The sequence below is a fragment of the Pseudomonas sp. H1_F01 genome (genome assembly GCF_054681425.1).
Window position 1 is genome coordinate 3,302,143 of sequence record NZ_CP162823.1, and the last position, 19,467, is coordinate 3,321,609.

A 19,467-nucleotide genomic window follows, 5' to 3' on the forward strand; every position below is an offset into this window, starting at 1 on the left:
ACCCTTCACTTGTGGCGAGGGGATTTAGCGAAACGTCGCACCGCCCCGCTATGTGGGACAAAGTTGCTTCTCTGTGGGAGCAAGGCTTGCCCGCGAGGAAGCGATGCGCGCCTGCCGAAATCGAGGCACCTGTTTCGCGAGCAGGCGTTGCTCCCACCTGACGAGGAGACCGATAGGATGAATCAAACCGCCGGCGGCTTGCGTGTGGCCCGCGGCTTCTTGTCTGCGGTGGTCGCAGCCGCTTTGGCCGCAGGCTTGGCCTTGGGCGTGGTGGTTTTTGCCGCTGTCTTGGCCGTGGTGCTCTTGGCGGCAGCGGGCTTGGCGCCATCGGTTTTGCTGGCCGCTGATTTGCTCGCCGCCTTGGGTGGCTTGCTGGGCGCCAGCGCTTCGGCTTCGGCCAGTTTGCGCGCCATCTCCCAGTGGCGGTTCTCCTGCCCGGCGGGCTTACCCTCGGACTCCCAGATCTGATAGGCGAATTCGCGAATGCGTTTATCGTCGGTACTCATCGCAGTGCTCCTGATTCAACTCAAGGTTGGATAAAGACATTGACCGGGAAATTCCCCAGCGCGGTGCTGATCAGCAGCTCCCCTTGGGGTGTGACTGTTGCGCTTGAAAAAAGTCCCTTCAGTTTTTCATCCTTGGCGGCGAACGGTAACGACACACGGGTATCGCCCCAATCCGACGCAGCCACCAGCGGCACGGCACTGTTTTCCAGCAACGGCGCCGCATGGACAGGTACAACAATGATCGCCCGTTGTTGCGAGTCTTCGCGCATGAAGGCCAATACTCTTTCGGCTTGCTCGCCGAGCACTTCCAGCGGCTGGTAGCGTCCCTGGCGCCATAGCTGCGGATACTCGGCTCGCACGGCCAGTGTCCTGGCGATCAATGCCTGTTTGACTCGGCCGTCACGCCAATCGCGTATCAACGCGGCTGGCGTGCTGTCGGCCCCTAACGCCTCGCGGCGTGCCTGGAAATCCACCGGACGACGGTTATCCGGATCCACCAGGCTGAAATCCCAGAACTCGTTGCCTTGGTACAGGTCCGGTACGCCGGGTACGGTCATGCGCAGCAAAGTTTGCGCCAGACTGTTGAGGGCGCCCGCCGGGGCGATGGCCTGGACCGCCTCGGCGATGGCGCTGCGCAAGGGCAACCCCTCATCTCCCAGCAGTAGCCGTTCGAGGAACATCTGGGTGGCTTGCTCATAGGCGTCGTTGACCGCCGCCCAGCTGCTTTGCAGCTTGGCTTCGCGCAGGGCCTTGCGTTGCCATTGCCACAGGCGCTCGTTGTATTCGGCCAGGGCCTTGTGGTCCTGGAGGTCGAGATCCAGCGGCCAACTGCCGAGCAGTGCCTGGTACAGAATCAGTTCATCACCGGCCGAGGGCGCCGCCGGGTCACTGTGCAGCGAAGGCGAGAGGATGCGCCATTGCTCCACGCAGGCGGTGTACCAATCGGCGCGTTCGCTGAGCACCGCCAGCCTGGCGCGGGTGTCTTCGCCGCGCTTGTGGTCGTGGGTGGCGGTGGTGATCAGGTTGTCGGGAAAATGCTCGAGCCGCTCGAGGCAGGCGTGGTGGAACACCTGAGGCGGGGCGCTGAAGCGCTCGGTGTCATAGCCCACGTCATTGCGTGACAACAGCACCGCCGAGCGATAGAGCGCGGTGTCCTCCACCGCTTTGGCGGCGGCCGGCGAGGTCAGTTGCTGGAAGCGCACGCAGGCATGGCGCAGGCGTTTACGCTGGTTGCCGCGCGGACGTTGCCGCCAGGGCATCCCACCGAGCCAGCCGGCCAGGCAGTCGAGCACCGGCCAGTCGGCTTCGCTGAGGGTTTGCCGGGCGCCTTCCAGGGCCTGGTTGAAAAACACCTCGTCTTCGGCCGAGCGCCCCAGGGGCGTGATGTAGGTGCGATACACCGGGAAATGCACGATCAGTTCCTGCAAGGCTCGCCGAATCGCGCCCAGGGTCAGGTCGCGGGTCATCACGTCGTCCCGGGCCACTTGCAGCAGGGCCTGGGCGACGCTTTCGAAGTCTCCGGCCAGGGATCCGTTGAGAATCTGCTGGCGGGCCAGGCGGGCTTCTTCGATGAAGTGCGCTGGCCGCTCGCTGTGCCGGCTCCAGAATTCGGCGAGGGGGGCGGCACCGGCCGGGTCATGCTGGAGCAGCGAGACCTGGTTCATGAATTCGTAACCGGTGCTGCCGTCGATGTTCCAGTCCCGCCGCAAGGTCTCGCCATCACCAAGGATCTTCTCGACGAAAATCGGCAGGTGTCGGGTCGGCGACAGTGAATCGACGCGTCTGCGCAATTTGCGGCAGTAACCGCGAGGGTCGGCAAGGCCGTCGATGTGATCGATCCGCAAACCGTCCACCAGGCCTTCGCCGATCAATTGGAAAATCTTGGCATGGGTCGCCTCGAAGACCGCCGGACGCTCGACCCGCAGCCCACCCAGTTCGTTGACATCGAAAAAGCGCCGCCAGTTGATGTCGTCCGCCGCCGTGCGCCAGCTGGCGAGGCGGTAACTCTGGCGCTCGAGTAATTGATGCAGGCGTTCGAAGCCTTCGGGTTGGGTAGAGTCGTAGCCAGCCAGGTTGTTCTGGATGGCGGTGAGGATGTCCGCTTGTGCTGCCAGGTCCTGCAACTCTTTCTGCAGCGGGCGGGCGAGGGTATGGGCATCGGTCTGGTAATTCAGCGTGGTAAAGCGCTCGGCCAGGGTCTTGAGCGATTCGGTTTGCTCGGCAGGCAAGGTTTCGGTGGGTTTGAGCAGTTCGCCGTAGTGCATCGGGCAAATCGGGAAGCGGTGTTCGTAGTGCTCGACGTAGAAGCTGCCTTGGCTGGCATCGAAGTGCAGTTGCAAGGTGCCTTCCTGCAACGCCACGCCGTAGTCGCTGCCGAGGAACGGCAGCAGCAATTGGCCTTCCATCAGTGGGTCGGGGGAGTGCCACTGGATGTCGAAGAACTCACCGTAGGGGCTCAGGCGCCCCCATTCCAGCAAGTCCAGCCACCAGGGGTTGTCATTGCCGCCGACGGCCATGTGATTGGACACGATGTCGAGGATCAAGCCCATCCGATGCTCGCGCAAGGTCGCGACCAGGCGCTTGAGCGCGACTTCGCCGCCCAGTTCGGGGTTGACCAGGGTGGGGTCGACGACATCGTAGCCGTGCATGGACCCGGCCCGGGCCTTGAGCAGCGGCGAGGCATAAATATGGCTGATGCCCAGCGAGGCGAAGTACGGCACCTGGGGGATGGCATCGTCCAGGGTGAAGCCTTTATGAAACTGCAGGCGCAATGTTGCCCGCAGGGGTTGGATCAACGTCTGTTTCATCGGTCACGCTCGTTCGCCTGAAGTCTCGCACAGGCGAGTATTTCCAGACGCCGGGCAGCGTCCGGGTGATCCAGCAACGCCTGGCTTTGCCCGGCCAGGCGGCGGCGCCAATTTGGGTGGGTGTCGATGGTGCCCGGCAGGTTGGCCTGTTCCTCGATGCCCAGGGCGTCTTCGAGCGGCAACAACACCAGCGGTGCGCGGGTGTGACCGAGAAAGCGCACGCTGGCGTCGAGCACCTGGTCGGTCTCGCGGTGTTCTTCGCGAAAGTTCTGCGGGTCCTGGTTCAGCACGTGGCGCAGGCCTTCGCGTTCGCGCTCGCGGTGTTTGCGCCAGTCCATTTCGGTATGGGAATCGATCAGGTCCAGCCGGGCGTTCCAGTCGATGTCGTGACCGTGCCACCAGCCATTGAGCGTCGGCAAGTCATGGGTGCTGGTGGTGGCCAGGGCATTGTCCGGCCAGTCGAGAATGGGCTTGAAGTGGGTGTTGTCCTGTTCGAACAACAGCACGCGCATGCCCAGGATCGAGCGGGCAATGAGTTTGTCCCGCAGGCCGTCGGGCACGGTACCGAGGTCTTCGCCGAGCACGATGGCCTGGTGCCGATGGGATTCGAGCGCCAATAGGCGCAGCAGGTCGTCTACCGGGTAATACAGGTAGGCGCCATCGCAAGGTGGGGCGTCGTTAGGGATCACCCAGAGCCGTTGCAAGCCCATGACATGGTCGATGCGCAAGCCACCGGCGTGGGCGAAGTTGGCCCGCAGCATTTCAATGAAGGCGCGAAAGCCGTTGCGCACCAGGCCTTCCGGGGAAAATGCCGAGATCCCCCAGCCTTGGCCGGAGCGGTTGAGAATGTCCGGCGGGGCGCCCACGGTCAGCGAGGCGAGCAGTTCGTCCTGCCGGCTCCAGGCCTGGCTGCCACCGCCATCGGCACCCACCGCCAGGTCGGCGATCAGACCGATGCCCATGCCGCTGGATCTGGCTGCGCTCTGGGCGCGCTCCAGGCAGCGGGCGATCAACCATTGGCAAAAAGCGTAGAAGCCGATCTCATCGGCATTTTCCTCGGCGAAATGGGCCAGGGCGGGGCTGCGCGGGTCGCGCCATTCTTCCGGCCAGTGGCGCCAGTCGAGGCTTTCACCCCGGGCGGCGCGTTCGGCCTGCAAGGCCTCGAAGCGGCAATGATTTTCCAGGGCTTCGCCGCTGGTGTGGCGGAAGCTGCTGAAGTCTTCATGCAGCGGATGCTCACCCAGGCTGAAGCCGTCGTACAGGGCCCGCAGGATCTTCTGCTTGGCCTGGGCAGCGACCGGCCAGTCGATCAGCGGTTGCTCCTCCAGGGTGCGCAGTTGATTGGTCAGGCCGGTGGCGTCGATGGCGGTGCGCAGCGCGCGTTCACCGAGGATGGTGCCCGGCGCGGCGTACAGGCTGTTGAAAAACAGTCGGCTCGACGGTGAGTAGGGGCTGTAGCGCCCGGTGTCGCTGCTGAACATCGCGTGCATCGGGCTGATGGCAACGGCCTCGGCGCCGCGCTCGCCGGCCACCCGCGCCAGCTCCTCCAAAGCCTGGGTGTCACCGAAGCCACCGTCACCGGGGCGGCGCAGGGCATACAGTTGCGCGCTCAGGCCCCAGGCCCGTGGCGTAGGGTCGTCCACCGCATCGGCCACGCTGTAGCAACGGGCCGGCGCGACGGCCAGGGTGAAATGCTGGTCCTGGATGCTGATGTGCTGATAACCCACCGGGACCATCCCTGGCAGCTTGGCATCGGCATCGAGGTTCAGGTTCAGTGTCGCGCCATCTTCGAGTTTGATTTCGCAGGGTGTCCCGGCCTCGAAGTAGCGGCTCAAGTCCAGGCTGACCCCGACGTCGGCGGTGATCAGCGGTGGCAATTGATGGTTCTGTTGAGCTTCCTGCAACTGCAGCAGGCTGGCGTCGATTTCCTGGGCGCTGCCGGCTGGATGGCCCAGGCCGGTGAGGACCGAACGCAAGACGGCCGGCGAGACTTTCTGGGCCCGGCCATTGGCATCGATCCAATCCACCGCCAGTCCCGCTCGGCTGGCGAGGATTTCCAGTTGCGCGTCGCTCATAGGCGCTCTCCAGTGATGTTGGGCAAGGTTGTCGCCTGCGTCAGACTGACCAGCGCGCTGTAGGGCGCAAGGACGCCCTGTTGCAACAGACCCATGACCTGCTGCGGATGTTCGAAAAGAATGCGTGCCTCTTCCGGGGCGTTGTGTTCGACGGGCTGAGCGCCGAGGTTGAAATCGATGCGCAACACGCTGCCATCGCCCAACCGCCAGCGTGCGCTGATGGCGCCATGGCCCAGCACATCGGTGCCCAGGGCCTGGGCACCGGGCAGGCGCGGGACGATCTCTTCACGGCGGATTTTCAGCAGTTGCCGATACAGCGCCTCGTTGGCCTGCTGCTCCGGACCTTGCGATTCCAGGCTTGGGCGTGAAGCCTCGAAGGTGCTGGCGGCGTTGGGGTCGGGAATTCGTTCGCGCTTCTGCGGATCGGCAAAGGCACTGAAGGCCTTGAACTCGTTGCGTCGGCCTTCGCGCACCAGCTCTGCCAGCTCGCCGTGGTGGCTGGTAAAGAACAGGAACGGTTGTTCGGCCGCCACCTCATCGCCCATGAACAGCAGCGGGATCATCGGTGATAACAGCAACAAGACTGTCGCTGCTTGCAGGGCCTGGTGCGCGGCGAGCTGATGCAGGCGTTCGCCCAGGGCACGGTTGCCGATCTGGTCATGGTTCTGCAGGAACAGCACGAACGCGCTCGGCGGCAGATGGCCGCTGGGCTCGCCCCGGGCTTCGCCATGGCGATTGAGATGGCCCTGGAAGACGAAACCCTGGCTCAGGCAACGGGCCAGTTGTTCGGTCGGCTGCTCGGCATAGTCGGCGTAGTAGGCGTCGGTCTCACCGGTCAGCAGCACGTGCAAGGCATTGTGCCCGTCGTCGTTCCACTGGGCGTCGTAGCCGTGCTCCAGCAGGTGGGCCTGGTTGTGTTCGTTTTCCACGGTCAGCCAGACATGCCGGATCGGGTCCACCTGCTCGCGCACCCTGGTCGCCAGTTCCTGGAGAAAGTCCGGGTCCTCAATGGCGTGTACCGCGTCCAGGCGCAGGCCGTCGAAACGGTACTCCAGCAGCCACATGAGCGCATTGTCGATGAAGAAGTCCCGCACTTCGCGGCGCCGGAAATCAATCGCCGCGCCCCAGGGCGTGTGCTTGTCTTCACGGAAGAAGCCCTTGGCATAGCGGTGCAGGTAGTTGCCATCGGGGCCGAAGTGGTTGTAGACCACATCGAGGATGACGCAGAGCCCATGACCGTGGGCACTGTCGATCAGATGCTTGAGCTGTTCGGGCGTCCCGTAGGAAGCCTGGGGGGCGTAGGGCAGGACGCCATCGTAGCCCCAGTTGCGATCACCGGGAAACTGCGCCAATGGCATCAGCTCGATGGCGGTGATACCCAATCCGGCCAGGTGTGCCAGATGTAGTTCGACGCCGTCGAAACCACCCAGGGCACCCACGTGCAACTCGTAGATTACGGCTTCGTGCCAGGGGCGACCGGACCATTGGGTGTGTCGCCATGGGTAGGCATGCGGGTCGACCACCACGCTGTGGCGGTCGATGTCGCCGGCCTGGGCGCGAGAGGCCGGGTCCGGCACCTCCAGCTCGCCATCGATGTTGTAACGGTAGCGGGTGCCGGCGGGGCAACGGGTCTGGATCATGAACCAGCCGTCGGCTTGGGGCAGTAGCGGTATTGAATCTCCAGTGTCGAGCTCGACACTGACAAAAAATGCATCCGGGGCCCAGAGGGCGAAGCGGGTGTGCTCGTCATCCAGCATGACCGCCCCGTGGGTCCATGTCTCAGGCGTCCTTGACGTCATTGTTACCTCATTGTCTGGCCGATTTTCCCAGTGACTTAGCCACCAGCTGTTCGTAGAGTTCGGCATAGGGTTCCACGGCCTTGCACCAGTTGAACGGCGCCGACATGGCCCGGCAGCGCATGGCGTTGAGCAGGTCGGGGAACTCGAAGACCTTGAAGGCCCGGCTCAAGGCCTGTTTGTAGCTTTCCACGGTGGACTCATCGAACAGGAAGCCGGTGATGCCATCTTCGATGGTGTCCGCCAACCCTCCGGTATTGCGCGCCACCGGCAGCGAGCCGAAGCGCTGGGCGTACATCTGGCTCAAGCCGCAGGGCTCGTAGCGCGACGGCATCAGCAGGAAGTCGCTGCCGGCGAACATCCGCCGCGCGTCGGTTTCGTTGAAGCCGATACGCACACCGATGCGTCCGGGGAAGCGCAGTGCCAGTTCACGCATGGCCTGTTCTTCCTCCGGTTCGCCACGGCCGATGATGGCGATCTGGCCGCCAGACTCGACGATGAACTCGGCGACCGCTTCAGTCAGGTCCAGGCCTTTCTGGTAGACCAGGCGCGAAACCACGGCGAACAGCGGGCCAGTGGAGTCGTCGAGACCAAACAGCTCACGCACATGGGACGCGTTGACCGCCTTGCCTTCCCAGTCGCCCATGGCGAACTGACGGAACAGGTGCGTGTCGGTGGCTGCATCCCAGCTTTCATCGATGCCGTTGGGGATGCCGCTTAGCAAGCCTTGCTGGGTCTTGGCCGCGAGGAAACCGTCGAGCCCGCAACCAAACGCCGGGGTGGTGATCTCCTGGGCGTAGGTGGCACTGACGGTGGTGATATGGCTGGAGTAAGCCATCCCGGCTTTGAGAAACGACAGTTTGCCGTAGAACTCCATGCCTTCCTGTTGCAGGGCGTGTTCGGGGATGCCCAGCTCCGGGCAGGAGGCCAGGCTGACGACGCCTTGGTACGCCAGGTTGTGAATGGTAAACAGGGTCGGGGTGCGTTGCCCGCGCCAGTGCATATAGGCCGGTGCCAACCCGGCTGGCCAGTCGTGGGCATGGACCAGGTCCGGGCACCAGTGGATCTGCGCAAGGTTGGCGGCGATGTCGGCCGCGGCCAGGCCCAGGCGGGCGAAGCGAATGTGGTTGTCGGGCCAGTCGCGACCGTTGTTGGCACCGTAGGGGGAGCCTTCGCGGGCAAAGAGTTCCGGGCAGATCAGGACGTAGATCACCAGGCCGTCGGCCATGTCCATGCGCCCGATCTTGCAGGGCGGCAGCGCTGCGTGGCCGCCCAGTTCGCCGATGATGTGGATCGGATTGCCGCTGTTCATCACTTGCGGATAACCGGGGATCAGCACCCGGACATCATGCAGCCCGGCCATGGCCCGAGGCAGTGCGGAGGAGACATCGCCCAGGCCGCCGGTCTTTACCAGGTCGGCGATTTCCGAGGTGACGAACAATACTTTCTTGCGGTTGGGATTCTGTCGAACGACGGGGAGCAGTGCCTTGCCGCCGGTGGCCAGCACCGGTGCCGTTGGCGATTCGGCCGCGGGCGGTAGTTGAGAACGGACTTGTTGTGGTTCCAAGGCAGCACTGATCATAAATATCTCCCATTTTCTCGATCTGTTTCCGGCAAGCGCCAGAGCTGTTGTTTCATTGGCCAAATCCTGCGGCCAGGCGCACAAGCGCAACGCAAGGAAACCGAACGGCTACCCAATGCGGCGAAGCGAATCAGCTGAAGGAGCTGTTGCAATGACTAGTGCAAGGACTGCACCAGTCGCGGTTGCCCTACCTCTAACCTGACCTGTCGCCGTTGCGAAAAGTTTCGACTTTTTTTCGTCTGGATGACCGGTTGGTTTTCCCCCCGGTTAGGCAGTCTAGGTCAGAACGTAGAGCGGTGCGGCTCGGTTCGTCGCATTGTCCGACAATCACGGTTTTTGTCGGCAATCTCTTACATGACAAAGGGGGATACGCACCGACGAAGTGCAGTTCTCTGAAATCAAAAGGGTGTAAGGGAACGGCGTTGTTTCATCGGCGTGCGCGATGGAATGGCGTGATGCACCATTGGAGGGCGGGTGGGGTGGAGGCGTTTTGATGGCCAATAAAACACAATGTCTCCTGTGGGAGCGAGCTTGCTCGCGGTAGCGGTGTGCCAGTCACAAACCTTGCAACTGATCCGCCGCTATCGCGAGCAAGCTCGCTCCCACAAGGGAAGATGTGTTGATGCTTTAGGTTCAGGCTGCTGGCGTCAGCAACCGAATCGGCTGGCCCGCCGCCCAGGCCAGCAGGTCTTCGATCATCAGCGAATAGAACCGCTGGTAATTCTGCCGGCTGACGTAGCCCACATGTGGTGTGGCCAGTACGTTATCCAGGGTTCGGAACGGATGGGTGGCGGGCAAAGGTTCCTGGGCGAATACGTCCAGGGCGGCGCCGGCCAGGCGCTTGTGTTGCAGCGCGTCGATCAGGGCGGTTTCATCGACGATCGGCCCGCGGGAGGTGTTGACCAGCAGTGCCTCGGGTTTCATCCAGTCCAGGGCCTGGGCATCCACCAGGCCGCGGGTGCGTTCGCCGAGTACCAGGTGAATCGACAGAATGTCGGCCTGCTCGAACAATGCCTGTTTGCTCACGTAGGTCACGCCCACTTCGGCGGCGCGCTCGGCGCTGAGGTTCTGGCTCCAGGCGATGACCCGCATGCCAAACACCTGGCCGAACTGCGCCACCCGCGTACCGATGCTGCCCAGGCCGAGGATCGCCAGCGTCTTGCCGTGCAGGTCGCCGCCCAAGCCTTGCTGCCACAGGCCGGCGCGCAGGGCGTTGGCTTCCTGCACCAGGTTGCGGGTCAGGGCCATGATCAGTGCCCAGGTCAGTTCGGGCGTGGCATGCTTGTAGCTGTCGGTGCCGCACACCTGGATGCCCAGCTCGGCGGCAGCCTTCAGGTCCAGGGCGGCATTGCGCATGCCGCCAGTGAGCAACAGCTTGAGATTGGGCAGGCGACGCAGTAGGCCTTCGTCGAACAACGTGCGTTCACGCATCACGCAGATCACCTCGAAGCGCTGCAAGCGCTCGGCGAGGGTGTCGCGGTCAGCGGGATAGTCATGGAGAAACGTCACCTGGCCGACGCTGTCCAGCACCGACCAGTCCACCACGCCACGTGCCACATCTTGCCAATCGTCTATGACTGCTATTTGCACCGCCATGGAACACCTCGTCAGGGAATGGGTTTGTCCAGCCAGCTCAACAGGGCCTTGTGGAACCGATCCGGCTCTTCCATCTGCGGGGCATGCCCCAGATTGGGGAACTCCACCAGGGTCGAGCGGGGAATCAGCCGGGCGGCCTGCTTGCCCAATACCTCGTAATGACCCAGCGTGGCCTTGACCGCCGGCGGCGCGATGTCGCTGCCGATGGCGGTGGTGTCCGAGGTGCCGATCAGCAGCAGGGTGGGTACCGTCAGGTCCTTGAACTCGTAATAGACCGGCTGGGTGAAGATCATGTCGTAGATCAGCGCCGAGTTCCACGCCACTTGCGTATGACCGGGGCCCTTGTTCAAGCCGGCGAGCATGTCTACCCAGCGCTCGAACTCGGGTTTCCAGCGGCCTGCGTAATAGGTCGTGCGCTCATAGTTGCGGATACCCTCGGCGTTGACTTTCAGCTCCCGCGCGTACCATTGGTCCACGGTGCGATAGGGTACGCCCAAGGCTTTCCAGTCTTCCAGGCCGATGGGGTTGACCATGGCCAGGCGTTCGACCTCGTCGGCAAACTGCAAGGCGTAGCGGGTGGCGAGCATTCCGCCGGTGGAATGGCCGAGGAGGACGGCTTTCTGTACGCCGAGGGCCTTGAGCAAGGCCTGGGTGTTGCTCGCCAGTTGCTGGAAGCTGTACTGGTAATGCTCGGGTTTGCTCGATGTGCAGAAGCCGACCTGATCCGCCGCGATGACCCGGTATCCGGCTTCGCTGAGCACCTTGATCGAATCGCCCCAGGTGGCGGCGCAGAAATTCTTGCCGTGCATCAGCACCACCGTGCGGCCATTGACCTTGCCTTGGGCTGGCACATCCATATAACCCATCTGCAACGACTGGCCCTGGGACTGGAAGGCGAAGTGCTTGAGGGTGTAGGGGTATTCGAAACCCTCCAACTGCGCTCCGTAGGCCGGGCCTTCGGGCGGGTTGGCGGCCTGGGCGAACAGGGGCAGGGCGGCGGTGAGGAACAGGCTGGGCAACCAGCGCGCGGTGGTGCGGGGCATGGTTAATCTCCTTGTGGCCGCCGCCGATCCTGGCGCGGCCCGATTATGGCGACATTAACCACAGGCAACCCAACAGCCAGAACGTTCAGTCCATCCAGCCCAGGGTCGCCAGGGCGAGAACGCCATAGCGCAAACCCTTGGCAAGGCTTACGAGCAACAGGAAACGCCGCCACGGTTCGCCCATCACCCCGGCCACCAGGGTCAACGGATCACCGATGATCGGCAGCCAGCTGAGCAGCAGCGACCAGTGACCGAAGCGTTGGTAATGCACGCGAGCCTTGTCCAGGTGGGCCGGGCTGACAGGAAACCAGCGCCGATCCTTGAAGTGCTCCAGCCGCGAGCCCAGCCACCAGTTCACCAGCGAGCCGAGGACATTGCCGAGCGTGGCAACCGCCAGCAACAGCCAGACCAGATGGCGCTCGCTGAGCAACAAGCCAACCAACACGGCCTCCGATTGCAACGGTAACAGGGTCGCCGCGCCGAAAGCCGCCAGGAACAAGCCGATATAGGCTTCGCCCATCAGTGCGCCGGGTAATCCGCCACTACGGTTTGGGTCCCGTCTTTCTTCAAGCCGATGACCTGGTAGGCATCGCTCATGCCGTCCATTTCCATGCCGGGCGAGCCCATGGGCATGCCCGGCGCGGCGACACCGAGCAGGTCATCGCGCTTGCTCAGCGCCAGCACCTGGTCGGCCGGGACATGGCCTTCGACGAATTTGCCGTTGATCTCGGCGGTGTGACAGGAACGCAGGTTCGGCGCCACGCCCAGGCGTTGCTTGACCGAACTCATGTCGGCCTCGACATGGTCGTTGACCTTGAAGCCGTTTGCTTGCAGATGCGAGATCCACTTTTTGCAACAGCCGCAATTGGCATCGCGGTGTACATCAATGGTGACCGATTCGGCCGCCTGGGCCAGGGTGGTCATGAACAGGGCGCTCAAGGCGAGCAGGTGCAGGGGATGGGCCATGGCGGTGGTCTCGTATCGAACGGTTTGGAGGGAGGATAACAGAGTAGCGAGCGCGAGCTGACGGGGGGCTGAGGCGGGGATTACAGAATTGTCAGGTTGCAAGGGTGAATAAAGTCCTGTGGGCGCGAGCTTGCTCGCGAAGGCATCAGCCCATTCGACACCCATGGAGGCTGACCCACCGCCATCGCGAGCAAGCTTTGCTCCCACAGGTCCTGCTCAAACAGGTCTGATGGGTGTACGACCGGGGGAGCCAGGCCGGCTGTCAGACCGCCATCGCGAGCAAGCCCGCTCCCACAGGAGAATGGAGACGCCTCAGCGCACCTTGAACCGCCCCATGATCGCATTCACACGCGTGTTGGCCTCCAGCAGTTGCCGGGTATTGGCCTCGCTGGCCAGGCCGCCCTCCACCAACTCCTCCACCATGTGACGGATTTGCACCATGCTGCGATTGATCTCCTCGGTCACCGCGCTCTGTTGCTCGGCGGCGGTGGCGATCTGGGTGCTCAGGCTGTTGATCTGACTGACGGAGCCGGCCATTTCGTCCAGGCCCGAGTTGACTCGAGAGGTGGCATCGGCGGCTGACTGGCAACTGGCCTGGGTATTTTCCATGGCTGCGACCGACGAACTCACGCCTTGGGTCAGGCGGGCCAGCATTTCGTTGATTTCCGATGTGCTGGCCTGGGTGCGGGCAGCGAGGGCGCGTACTTCGTCGGCCACCACGGCAAAACCACGGCCTTGCTCACCGGCCCGGGCGGCTTCAATGGCCGCGTTGAGGGCCAGCAGATTGGTCTGCCCGGCGATGGCGCCGATGACGCCGAGGATCTCGGTGATGCGCTGGGCATCCTGTTGCATGCTTTCGACCTTGCGGGTGGCGCTGGCCACTTCATCGATCAGAGCCACCACACTGTTGGACGCCTCACCAACCACCACGCGGGAGCGATCGGCATGCTCATTGGCGCGTTGGGTGAACGCCGCGGTCTCGGCCGCGTTTTGCGCGACGCTTTCAGCCGTGGAGCTCATCTGGGTAATGGCAGTCACGGTCTGGTCGGTTTCCGAGGCGTGGCGCATCAGGATTTCGCTGGTGTGGGCCGAGGTCCGCTGCAGATCGCCCAGGCTCGACGCCATGGCGCCCGTGGCCTGGGTGACTTCGCCGATCATGCTTTGCAGGTAAGCGATGAAGCGGTTGACCGAATGGCCGATCGCTCCCAGCTCGTCCTCGGCCCGGATGGTGATGCGTCGGGTCAGGTCGGCATCGCCAGTGGACAAGGCGTCGATGTTGCCTTTGAGGACCTTCATGCGGTGGGTCAACTGACGGATAGCGTAAAGCTGTATCAACACCAGCAGGATCACCATCGGGATCTGCAGCAGGCTAAGCGTGTTCAGTACATCGTCGCGCTGGGCCGTGATCAGGCGGGTTGGCAAGGCGGTCGCCAGGAACCACGGCGAACCTTCGATAGGGCGCATGAAGAACGTGCTGGCCTCGCCCTTGTTGTCGAACTCGACCCGTTGCAGGGGCTGGTCGCGCTTGGCCAGGCCCGCCTTGACCTGGGTGGCGAATGGCGAGGTGGTCGCCAGTTCGCTGATGTTCTTCAGTACGATCGGCCCACTGATGCGCGAACTGTTGCTGATGATTTTGCCGTCGCCCTCGACGATCAGCATCTCGGCGCCCAGGTCGGCTTCCTTGCGCGCTACCAGGTCATTGAAGAAGCCCAGGGTCACGTCAATGGTGGAAACACCGTAAGGCACGCCGTTTTTCTGGATGGCCATGGCGCAGTTGGTGCGTGGTTCGGCGCTGGCGTCATCTTTATAGGCCGCGGCCCAGGCACATTTGCCAGGAGGGGTGGCCATGCCGCCTTTGTGCCAGGGTTGTTCGTAATAGTTGGGCGCGGCGTCACTGTTCCAGAAGGTATTGACCGCCAGCTTGCCGGACGCGTCGCGGTGCCAGAACGTGCTGAATTTGTTGCGCCCCTCGGCCCGCTGGTTGGGCAACGGCCAGATCCCGCCGCCGAAGACTTTCAGCTCGCCATACTGATCCACCAGCCCCGGCAACACTTTGTCGATGGCATCGCTGTCGAGCAGCGGGATGGTCTGGGTGATGCTGCGTTGCTGGGCCTGGACTTTGTTCAGTTCGCCCTGGATCTGCTCGGCGACCTCGGCAATGCGGTTCAGCGCCACTTGCTCCTCGGTGTGACGCAATTTCGGTGCGACCAAGTAGCTGATGCCGACAACGGTCAGGATAGATAACACCAGGATGAACAGAACCAGGAACAGCGTGTAGCGGGCCTGAATGGTGCGCAGTGATGGCATGTTGGTGTGTTCCTTGCGCGAGGGCGACGTTCAGAAACAGTTGGGATGGGCGTACCAAGTTGTATCGGCGTCCATGCCGATAGCTTGAGCGAAGCGGGGGGACGTCGCGTCAGGCGGCCGAGCTGGCTTGCGTGTCTTTCGAGGCTTGGGCGTGAACCTGCCATTCATCGTGGAGACGTTGCATGAAGGCGGACTCCAGATTGAGCTTGCGCGGCTGTGACACACGGTGGAACAACGCCTGCCAACCTTGCGCAGTGTCGCTGGGCATTATTCCTGTGAAGAAGAAACCAGCGGTGCGCAGCAGGTGGTAGTCAGTGCAAAAGTGCCGACCGAGTCCGAGTCGGATTGAAAGCGGCCAATGGGCTGGCAGCTGTCGCAGCTGCCCGACGAGGCCGACATCCATGCGTTCGGCAAAGATGTCGACTCGTCCGGGCAAATGATTTATCCGTAACGGTTGAATCCCCGGTGGCGTGTCGTCGTGGAGGGTCCCGAACTGCGAAGCCAGTGGAGTCATTAGCCATTGGCAGGGTGCGGGCCACTGGACAGGCGGCAGCGGTCGAAAGTCCCCACCGATGGCCTGACAGCCGATCACGATGGTTTCGGCCTGGTCCGTGGCGAACGGCGAGGGTACGAAGTCGGGCAGCAGGCCGACATCATGAAAACCAAGCCGTTGGGACAGTCGTTGGCTGTAGGGATGGCTCGTAACCTGTTTGATCGACAGCCTGGCAAGCCCGAGCGCCTGACAACGGTCCAGGAGTTGCTGTCCCAGCCGCGTGGCAATCTGTCCGCCCTGCGAGTCGGGATCCACCGCCACCAGCGCCAGCTCGGCATCTTGGGTCGCCAACTGTTGGCGGCACAGCGCAGCATGACCGACCACGCGGTCGTCGATCATGGCGACCAACGAGTGCCACCGCCCCTGCAGATTATGTTGGCAGATCATCTGCGGCATGTAGACGTCCGGCGAGACGTAGTGATCGCCATAGACTCGGCGGAACAGCTCGCAGGTGTCGGCACTGTCCGACGGCCTGAACGGCCTGATGACCAAGTGGCTCATCCGATGCTCCTTGCTGGCAGCGCACCGTAGACCCGACGATCAATGATCGACAGATGCTTGCCGGAGCGGGGATGACGTTCCAGGTCCTGCGCAGCACAAGCCTGGACACTCAGGTCGAGTTTATCGATTCCTGGATATTGCTCGATCAAGGCGTCCTTCAGCGCTCGCGAGTGTGTTTGGTCAGCGTCAGCCTGTGCATCGGGCAGCCACTTGAGTAGCAGGTGATCATTATCCTGGACGTGCTCGATAATCAACTGCCATTGAAGATTGCCGCCCACGCGCCGGACGATGCCGCTGATTTCTTCAGGGAATAGCGACAACACGCCAACCCGTACTCGACGGCTTTGTGCGCTGCGCCCTTGGAGGGCGAACTTGCGCTGTGGCGTACCGACAGGTTCGCACCAACTGGCCCGGTCTCCTACCGGGTACCTGACGATGGGCATCAGGGTCCGGGTGAAATTGGTCACCACCAGGTTTCCGGTTTGACCGCAGGCATCGATGACCTCACCGCTCAGGTCGTCGATAATCTCCACCCGTGTCTGTTCGTCGAACACGCGATGCTCGCCCAAGTCGCAATCGGCTGTGCTGGCGCCTACCAGGCCGGCATCCACGCTGGCGTATCCGATCGACGCAAAGCGTGCCCGCGGAAATGCCCGCTTCAAGGTCGGCATCTGGCTTTCGAACAGGTTCTCGCCGCCAAACAGGACGGTGGTGATCTGTGGCAGCGTTCGCCCCTGTCCATTGACATGGCTGGCGAATGCCAACAAGTGGGCAGGCACGCCGACCAGCACATTGATGCGGTGGTCGGCGATGGCCTCGGCCAAGGGATCAAGTTTTACCGACCCGGTGAAGGGAAACTCGGTGATAGGTACATTCAAGCTGCAAAGGGCGCCGTGAATAAACAGGAAACTGGCGTACAGGTCTCCGGAAAAAAACAGATTGGCGATTCGATCCCCTGCAACCAGCTGGGCTGACAGGCTGCGACCGAAGCAGTCGAGCATCATCTGCCATTCAGCGTGGGTGTACACCGACATTTTGCCTTGGCTGGTCGTGCCGCCGGTTTTGAAAACCAGCGCATCCCTGACTTTATCGGTCAGTACTCGCCAGGTATCCAGGTCATGGCTGCCTTTCCAGTATTCATTTACATCGACAATCGGCCATTGTCCGAAGTCGCATCCCTGGACGGGCAAGTGGCATAGCTGAGTGTTATAGAACGCTGAGTGCGTGCGGATATGGTTGAACCATTGCTCATAGGCTAATGAAGCGCTCATCAGGATTTTCTCAAGGCTTGAAGGTTTGCTTATCGAAAATGGGCGAGATCAACTGGCCAGGATTCGACGGTCAATCACCAGCGGGACTTTGCCGCTGTGTTTATTACGTTCGAAGTGCTCCACCGGACAGCAATGGACTTCCAGGACCAGCAGCGTGGCATCGACGGATAGGCGCAGCGGTGCTAGCTCCAGCACTTGGCGTCGAACCGTTTCGGCGTCGCCATCGGTGCGAATCAGCAAGCGTTCACAGCCGCCACTCCCATGGTCGAGCACGATTTGAATGGCTGCTTGCGCCCGTTCGGCCAGTTCCTGGGTGTTGATGAGCTCCGTGGCGATGCGTACCAGGCGACCGTGGCGCTCGCGTAACTCGAATCTCGGCGACTCCAGGCCACAAGCGCAGGGGCCGGGTAACCAGCGTCCCAGATCGCCGACTTCATATCGCAGGAGGGGGCGCGCCTGGCGTATGCGAGAGGTGAACAGCATGCGTCCGGTTTCCCCGGGAGCGACCGGCTTATCCTGTTCAAGATGGACGATTTCCAAGGACTGAATGCCGTCCATGAGGTGGAACACGCCATTGTCGCTGGCGATGCAGGCATGACCGAGGGGGCCTGCGTCGACGGTGCCGTAGATGGCTGAGCAAATGCGTGCGACGCCACACTGCTGCAATAACCTGTGGCTGTCTTGCCCAAGGTGCTCGCCACCCAGCATGACTTTGCGGACGCCGCCGTACGCTTGCAGCACCGGCTGCTGGCTGGAGAACAGGCGATGCAAGGTACTCGGCATGCCGACCATCGTGTTGATTCGCTGAGCGACAATCAGCTTCGCAATCTCGTCGAAGGTGTCATCCGATGGTGCGCTCATGGGGTAATGCACGACCTTCATCTGTTCCAGGATTTTCGTGAAACTGAGGAATCCGCCGTACAGGCTGCCGCCATAAAAAAGATTGATGACCCGATCCTGCGCAGGGTCCAGGCCCGCCGCGCGCAGTCCGTCGGCGGCGGCGCGCATGTGGTGTTCGAAATCCCGGTAACTGTAGGGGGACAGCACGGGGGCGCCGCTGCTGCCGCCGGAGCGGAAGAACAGTTGCGCTTGAGGGGCCGCAGGCAAGGCCATGAACGCGGTCTTGTCCAGGATCGGCGTCGAGGGGCAAAGCGATAACGCGCCAGGGGAAGCATCCAGCGTCACGCGGTGACTGGCAACTTCCGCTTCGAGGCCGACCGATACCCGGCGACTCAATCGTTGTAACGCATAGACGCCATCGTGGGGCTCACCGTCATAGCCCTGCTGGATCTGCGCGGTGGAGGTCACGCGAGTTACGCCGGCGGTTATCAGGCGGCGCGCCAGTGCGGGTACTCGTTCCGGTTCGCAGATGAGGGCACAGCTCTGCAGCACATTGCGCCATGGCAGTAAAGTTTCAGCGAGCATTCCTTCAGGCACTGGCCGTAGCAACAGCGTGCGAAACAGTGGTGAAGGTTGGAGTTCGCGGTGATGTTCCCAGAGGATGCGCCAGCCGTTACCTGCCCAGACCTGACCGGTTTGACCTGCGAAACTGTAATCCAGGCGGGCCAGTGCCGTTCGGGTGGTGATTTCACATGCTTCGGCCGCGGTGGTTTCCAGGGCGGGCCAGTGTCCGGCGCGCCGTTCGAAAGCAGCGGCCAGAGCGTCGCCCAATGCTTGTATCCGGGCAGGCTCGTCGTTGTCCACCAGCAGCCATTGCGGGCTGGAGCATGCCTGCTGATCGAGGCGGCAGATTTCGTCCACCAGGTTGTCCAGCGCCTGCGCGCTTGCCGCAAGAGGCGTGATATAGGCGAAGCTGATGCGATGTCCCCAATCAATCCAGCGACAGCCACTTGGAACCTGTTCGCGTAACGCTGTCAGGGCTGTTTCGCCGCCCCAGGCGCTGATGCCCTGTGCCAGCGCGAAAAGGCGACCGGTTTCGTGGGAGGGCACGGGCAATACAGCCAAGTAGTCGCGCAACCGGCCACTTGAGTCGCACCCCAGGAACGCAGCCAGCAGCCGCGCCGTGAGGTCGCCGTCACGAGTACTGGGGCGCAGCCAGTTCACGTTACCCGCCAACAGGCCTTCAAGCGCCGCGCAGAATCCCAACAAGGGTGAGTTGCCCGGCGTCACATGCACCACAAGCCCCAGGGGCTGCCAACTTTCGAACGGGCCATCGCCGTAATCGATCCGCCGCAACGAGCGTGGGGCCGAACCCAGTTCCCGCTCAAGCTTGAGGCCCAGGTGGGTGCGGCCACAGAAGGCAATCAGCGCCTGACGCTGTTCCTCGTCGAGCATTGGGTTTTGGTCGGACATCTGCAGCATTTGTACGAACGCGTCTGCGCAATCGAGCACCTCTTCGATGCGGGGCGGGCAGTCCAGGAGGGCGGGCAGTTGCGCCTGCAGGCGTTCAAGTGCTGCATCGAGCGTCAATTCGGCGCTCAGTTGACCGTTGATGAGATACATA

At 62.6% G+C, this 19,467-nt stretch carries 13 protein-coding genes; all 13 read right to left on the reverse strand.

Annotated elements, in window-relative coordinates; translation table 11 throughout:
• Positions 1 to 182 precede the first annotated feature (182 nt).
• Positions 183 to 506 (reverse strand): DUF2934 domain-containing protein, encoded by a 324-nt coding sequence (locus AB4O09_RS15165; protein WP_013693441.1) that lies wholly within the window; start codon positions 504 to 506, stop codon positions 183 to 185.
• Positions 507 to 526: 20 nt separating this feature from the next.
• Entirely contained in the window at positions 527 to 3,313 is a 2,787-nt protein-coding gene (locus AB4O09_RS15170) for a malto-oligosyltrehalose synthase (protein WP_003202159.1), read from the reverse strand.
• Positions 3,310 to 5,388 (reverse strand): 4-alpha-glucanotransferase, encoded by a 2,079-nt coding sequence (gene malQ, locus AB4O09_RS15175; protein WP_003202157.1) that lies wholly within the window; start codon positions 5,386 to 5,388, stop codon positions 3,310 to 3,312. The genes AB4O09_RS15170 and malQ overlap by 4 nt, the downstream gene beginning before the upstream one ends.
• Complete coding sequence (gene treZ / locus AB4O09_RS15180) at positions 5,385 to 7,187, reverse strand: malto-oligosyltrehalose trehalohydrolase (protein WP_027911540.1); 1,803 nt, start codon at positions 7,185 to 7,187, stop codon at positions 5,385 to 5,387. The genes malQ and treZ overlap by 4 nt, the downstream gene beginning before the upstream one ends.
• Positions 7,188 to 7,194: 7 nt before the next feature.
• Entirely contained in the window at positions 7,195 to 8,766 is a 1,572-nt protein-coding gene (gene glgA, locus AB4O09_RS15185) for a glycogen synthase GlgA (protein WP_003202154.1), read from the reverse strand.
• A gap of 633 nt (positions 8,767 to 9,399) precedes the next feature.
• Entirely contained in the window at positions 9,400 to 10,362 is a 963-nt protein-coding gene (locus tag AB4O09_RS15190) for a D-2-hydroxyacid dehydrogenase family protein (protein ID WP_013693437.1), read from the reverse strand.
• 11 nt (positions 10,363 to 10,373) lie between these two features.
• On the reverse strand, positions 10,374 to 11,405 hold the full coding sequence (locus tag AB4O09_RS15195) for an alpha/beta fold hydrolase (protein WP_027911539.1): 1,032 nt from the start codon (positions 11,403 to 11,405) through the stop codon (positions 10,374 to 10,376).
• An 85-nt stretch (positions 11,406 to 11,490) separates the two neighbouring features.
• Entirely contained in the window at positions 11,491 to 11,925 is a 435-nt protein-coding gene (locus AB4O09_RS15200) for a YqaA family protein (protein WP_003202147.1), read from the reverse strand.
• Complete coding sequence (locus tag AB4O09_RS15205) at positions 11,925 to 12,371, reverse strand: DUF411 domain-containing protein (protein ID WP_013693435.1); 447 nt, start codon at positions 12,369 to 12,371, stop codon at positions 11,925 to 11,927. The genes AB4O09_RS15200 and AB4O09_RS15205 overlap by 1 nt, the downstream gene beginning before the upstream one ends.
• Before the next feature lie 312 nt (positions 12,372 to 12,683).
• Positions 12,684 to 14,678, reverse strand: coding sequence for a methyl-accepting chemotaxis protein (locus AB4O09_RS15210; protein ID WP_013693434.1), 1,995 nt, complete (start codon positions 14,676 to 14,678; stop codon positions 12,684 to 12,686).
• Positions 14,679 to 14,787: 109 nt separating this feature from the next.
• Entirely contained in the window at positions 14,788 to 15,732 is a 945-nt protein-coding gene (locus AB4O09_RS15215; protein ID WP_027911536.1) for a GNAT family N-acetyltransferase, read from the reverse strand.
• Entirely contained in the window at positions 15,729 to 17,003 is a 1,275-nt protein-coding gene (locus tag AB4O09_RS15220; protein ID WP_027911535.1) for a phenylacetate--CoA ligase family protein, read from the reverse strand. Before AB4O09_RS15220 ends, AB4O09_RS15215 begins: the two co-directional genes overlap by 4 nt.
• A gap of 48 nt (positions 17,004 to 17,051) precedes the next feature.
• The gene (locus AB4O09_RS15225; RefSeq protein ID WP_038859247.1) at positions 17,052 to 19,466 is read right to left on the reverse strand and encodes an acyl-CoA reductase; all 2,415 of its coding nucleotides are present in this window, start codon (positions 19,464 to 19,466) and stop codon (positions 17,052 to 17,054) included.
• Between the last annotated feature and the right edge of the window lies 1 nt (position 19,467).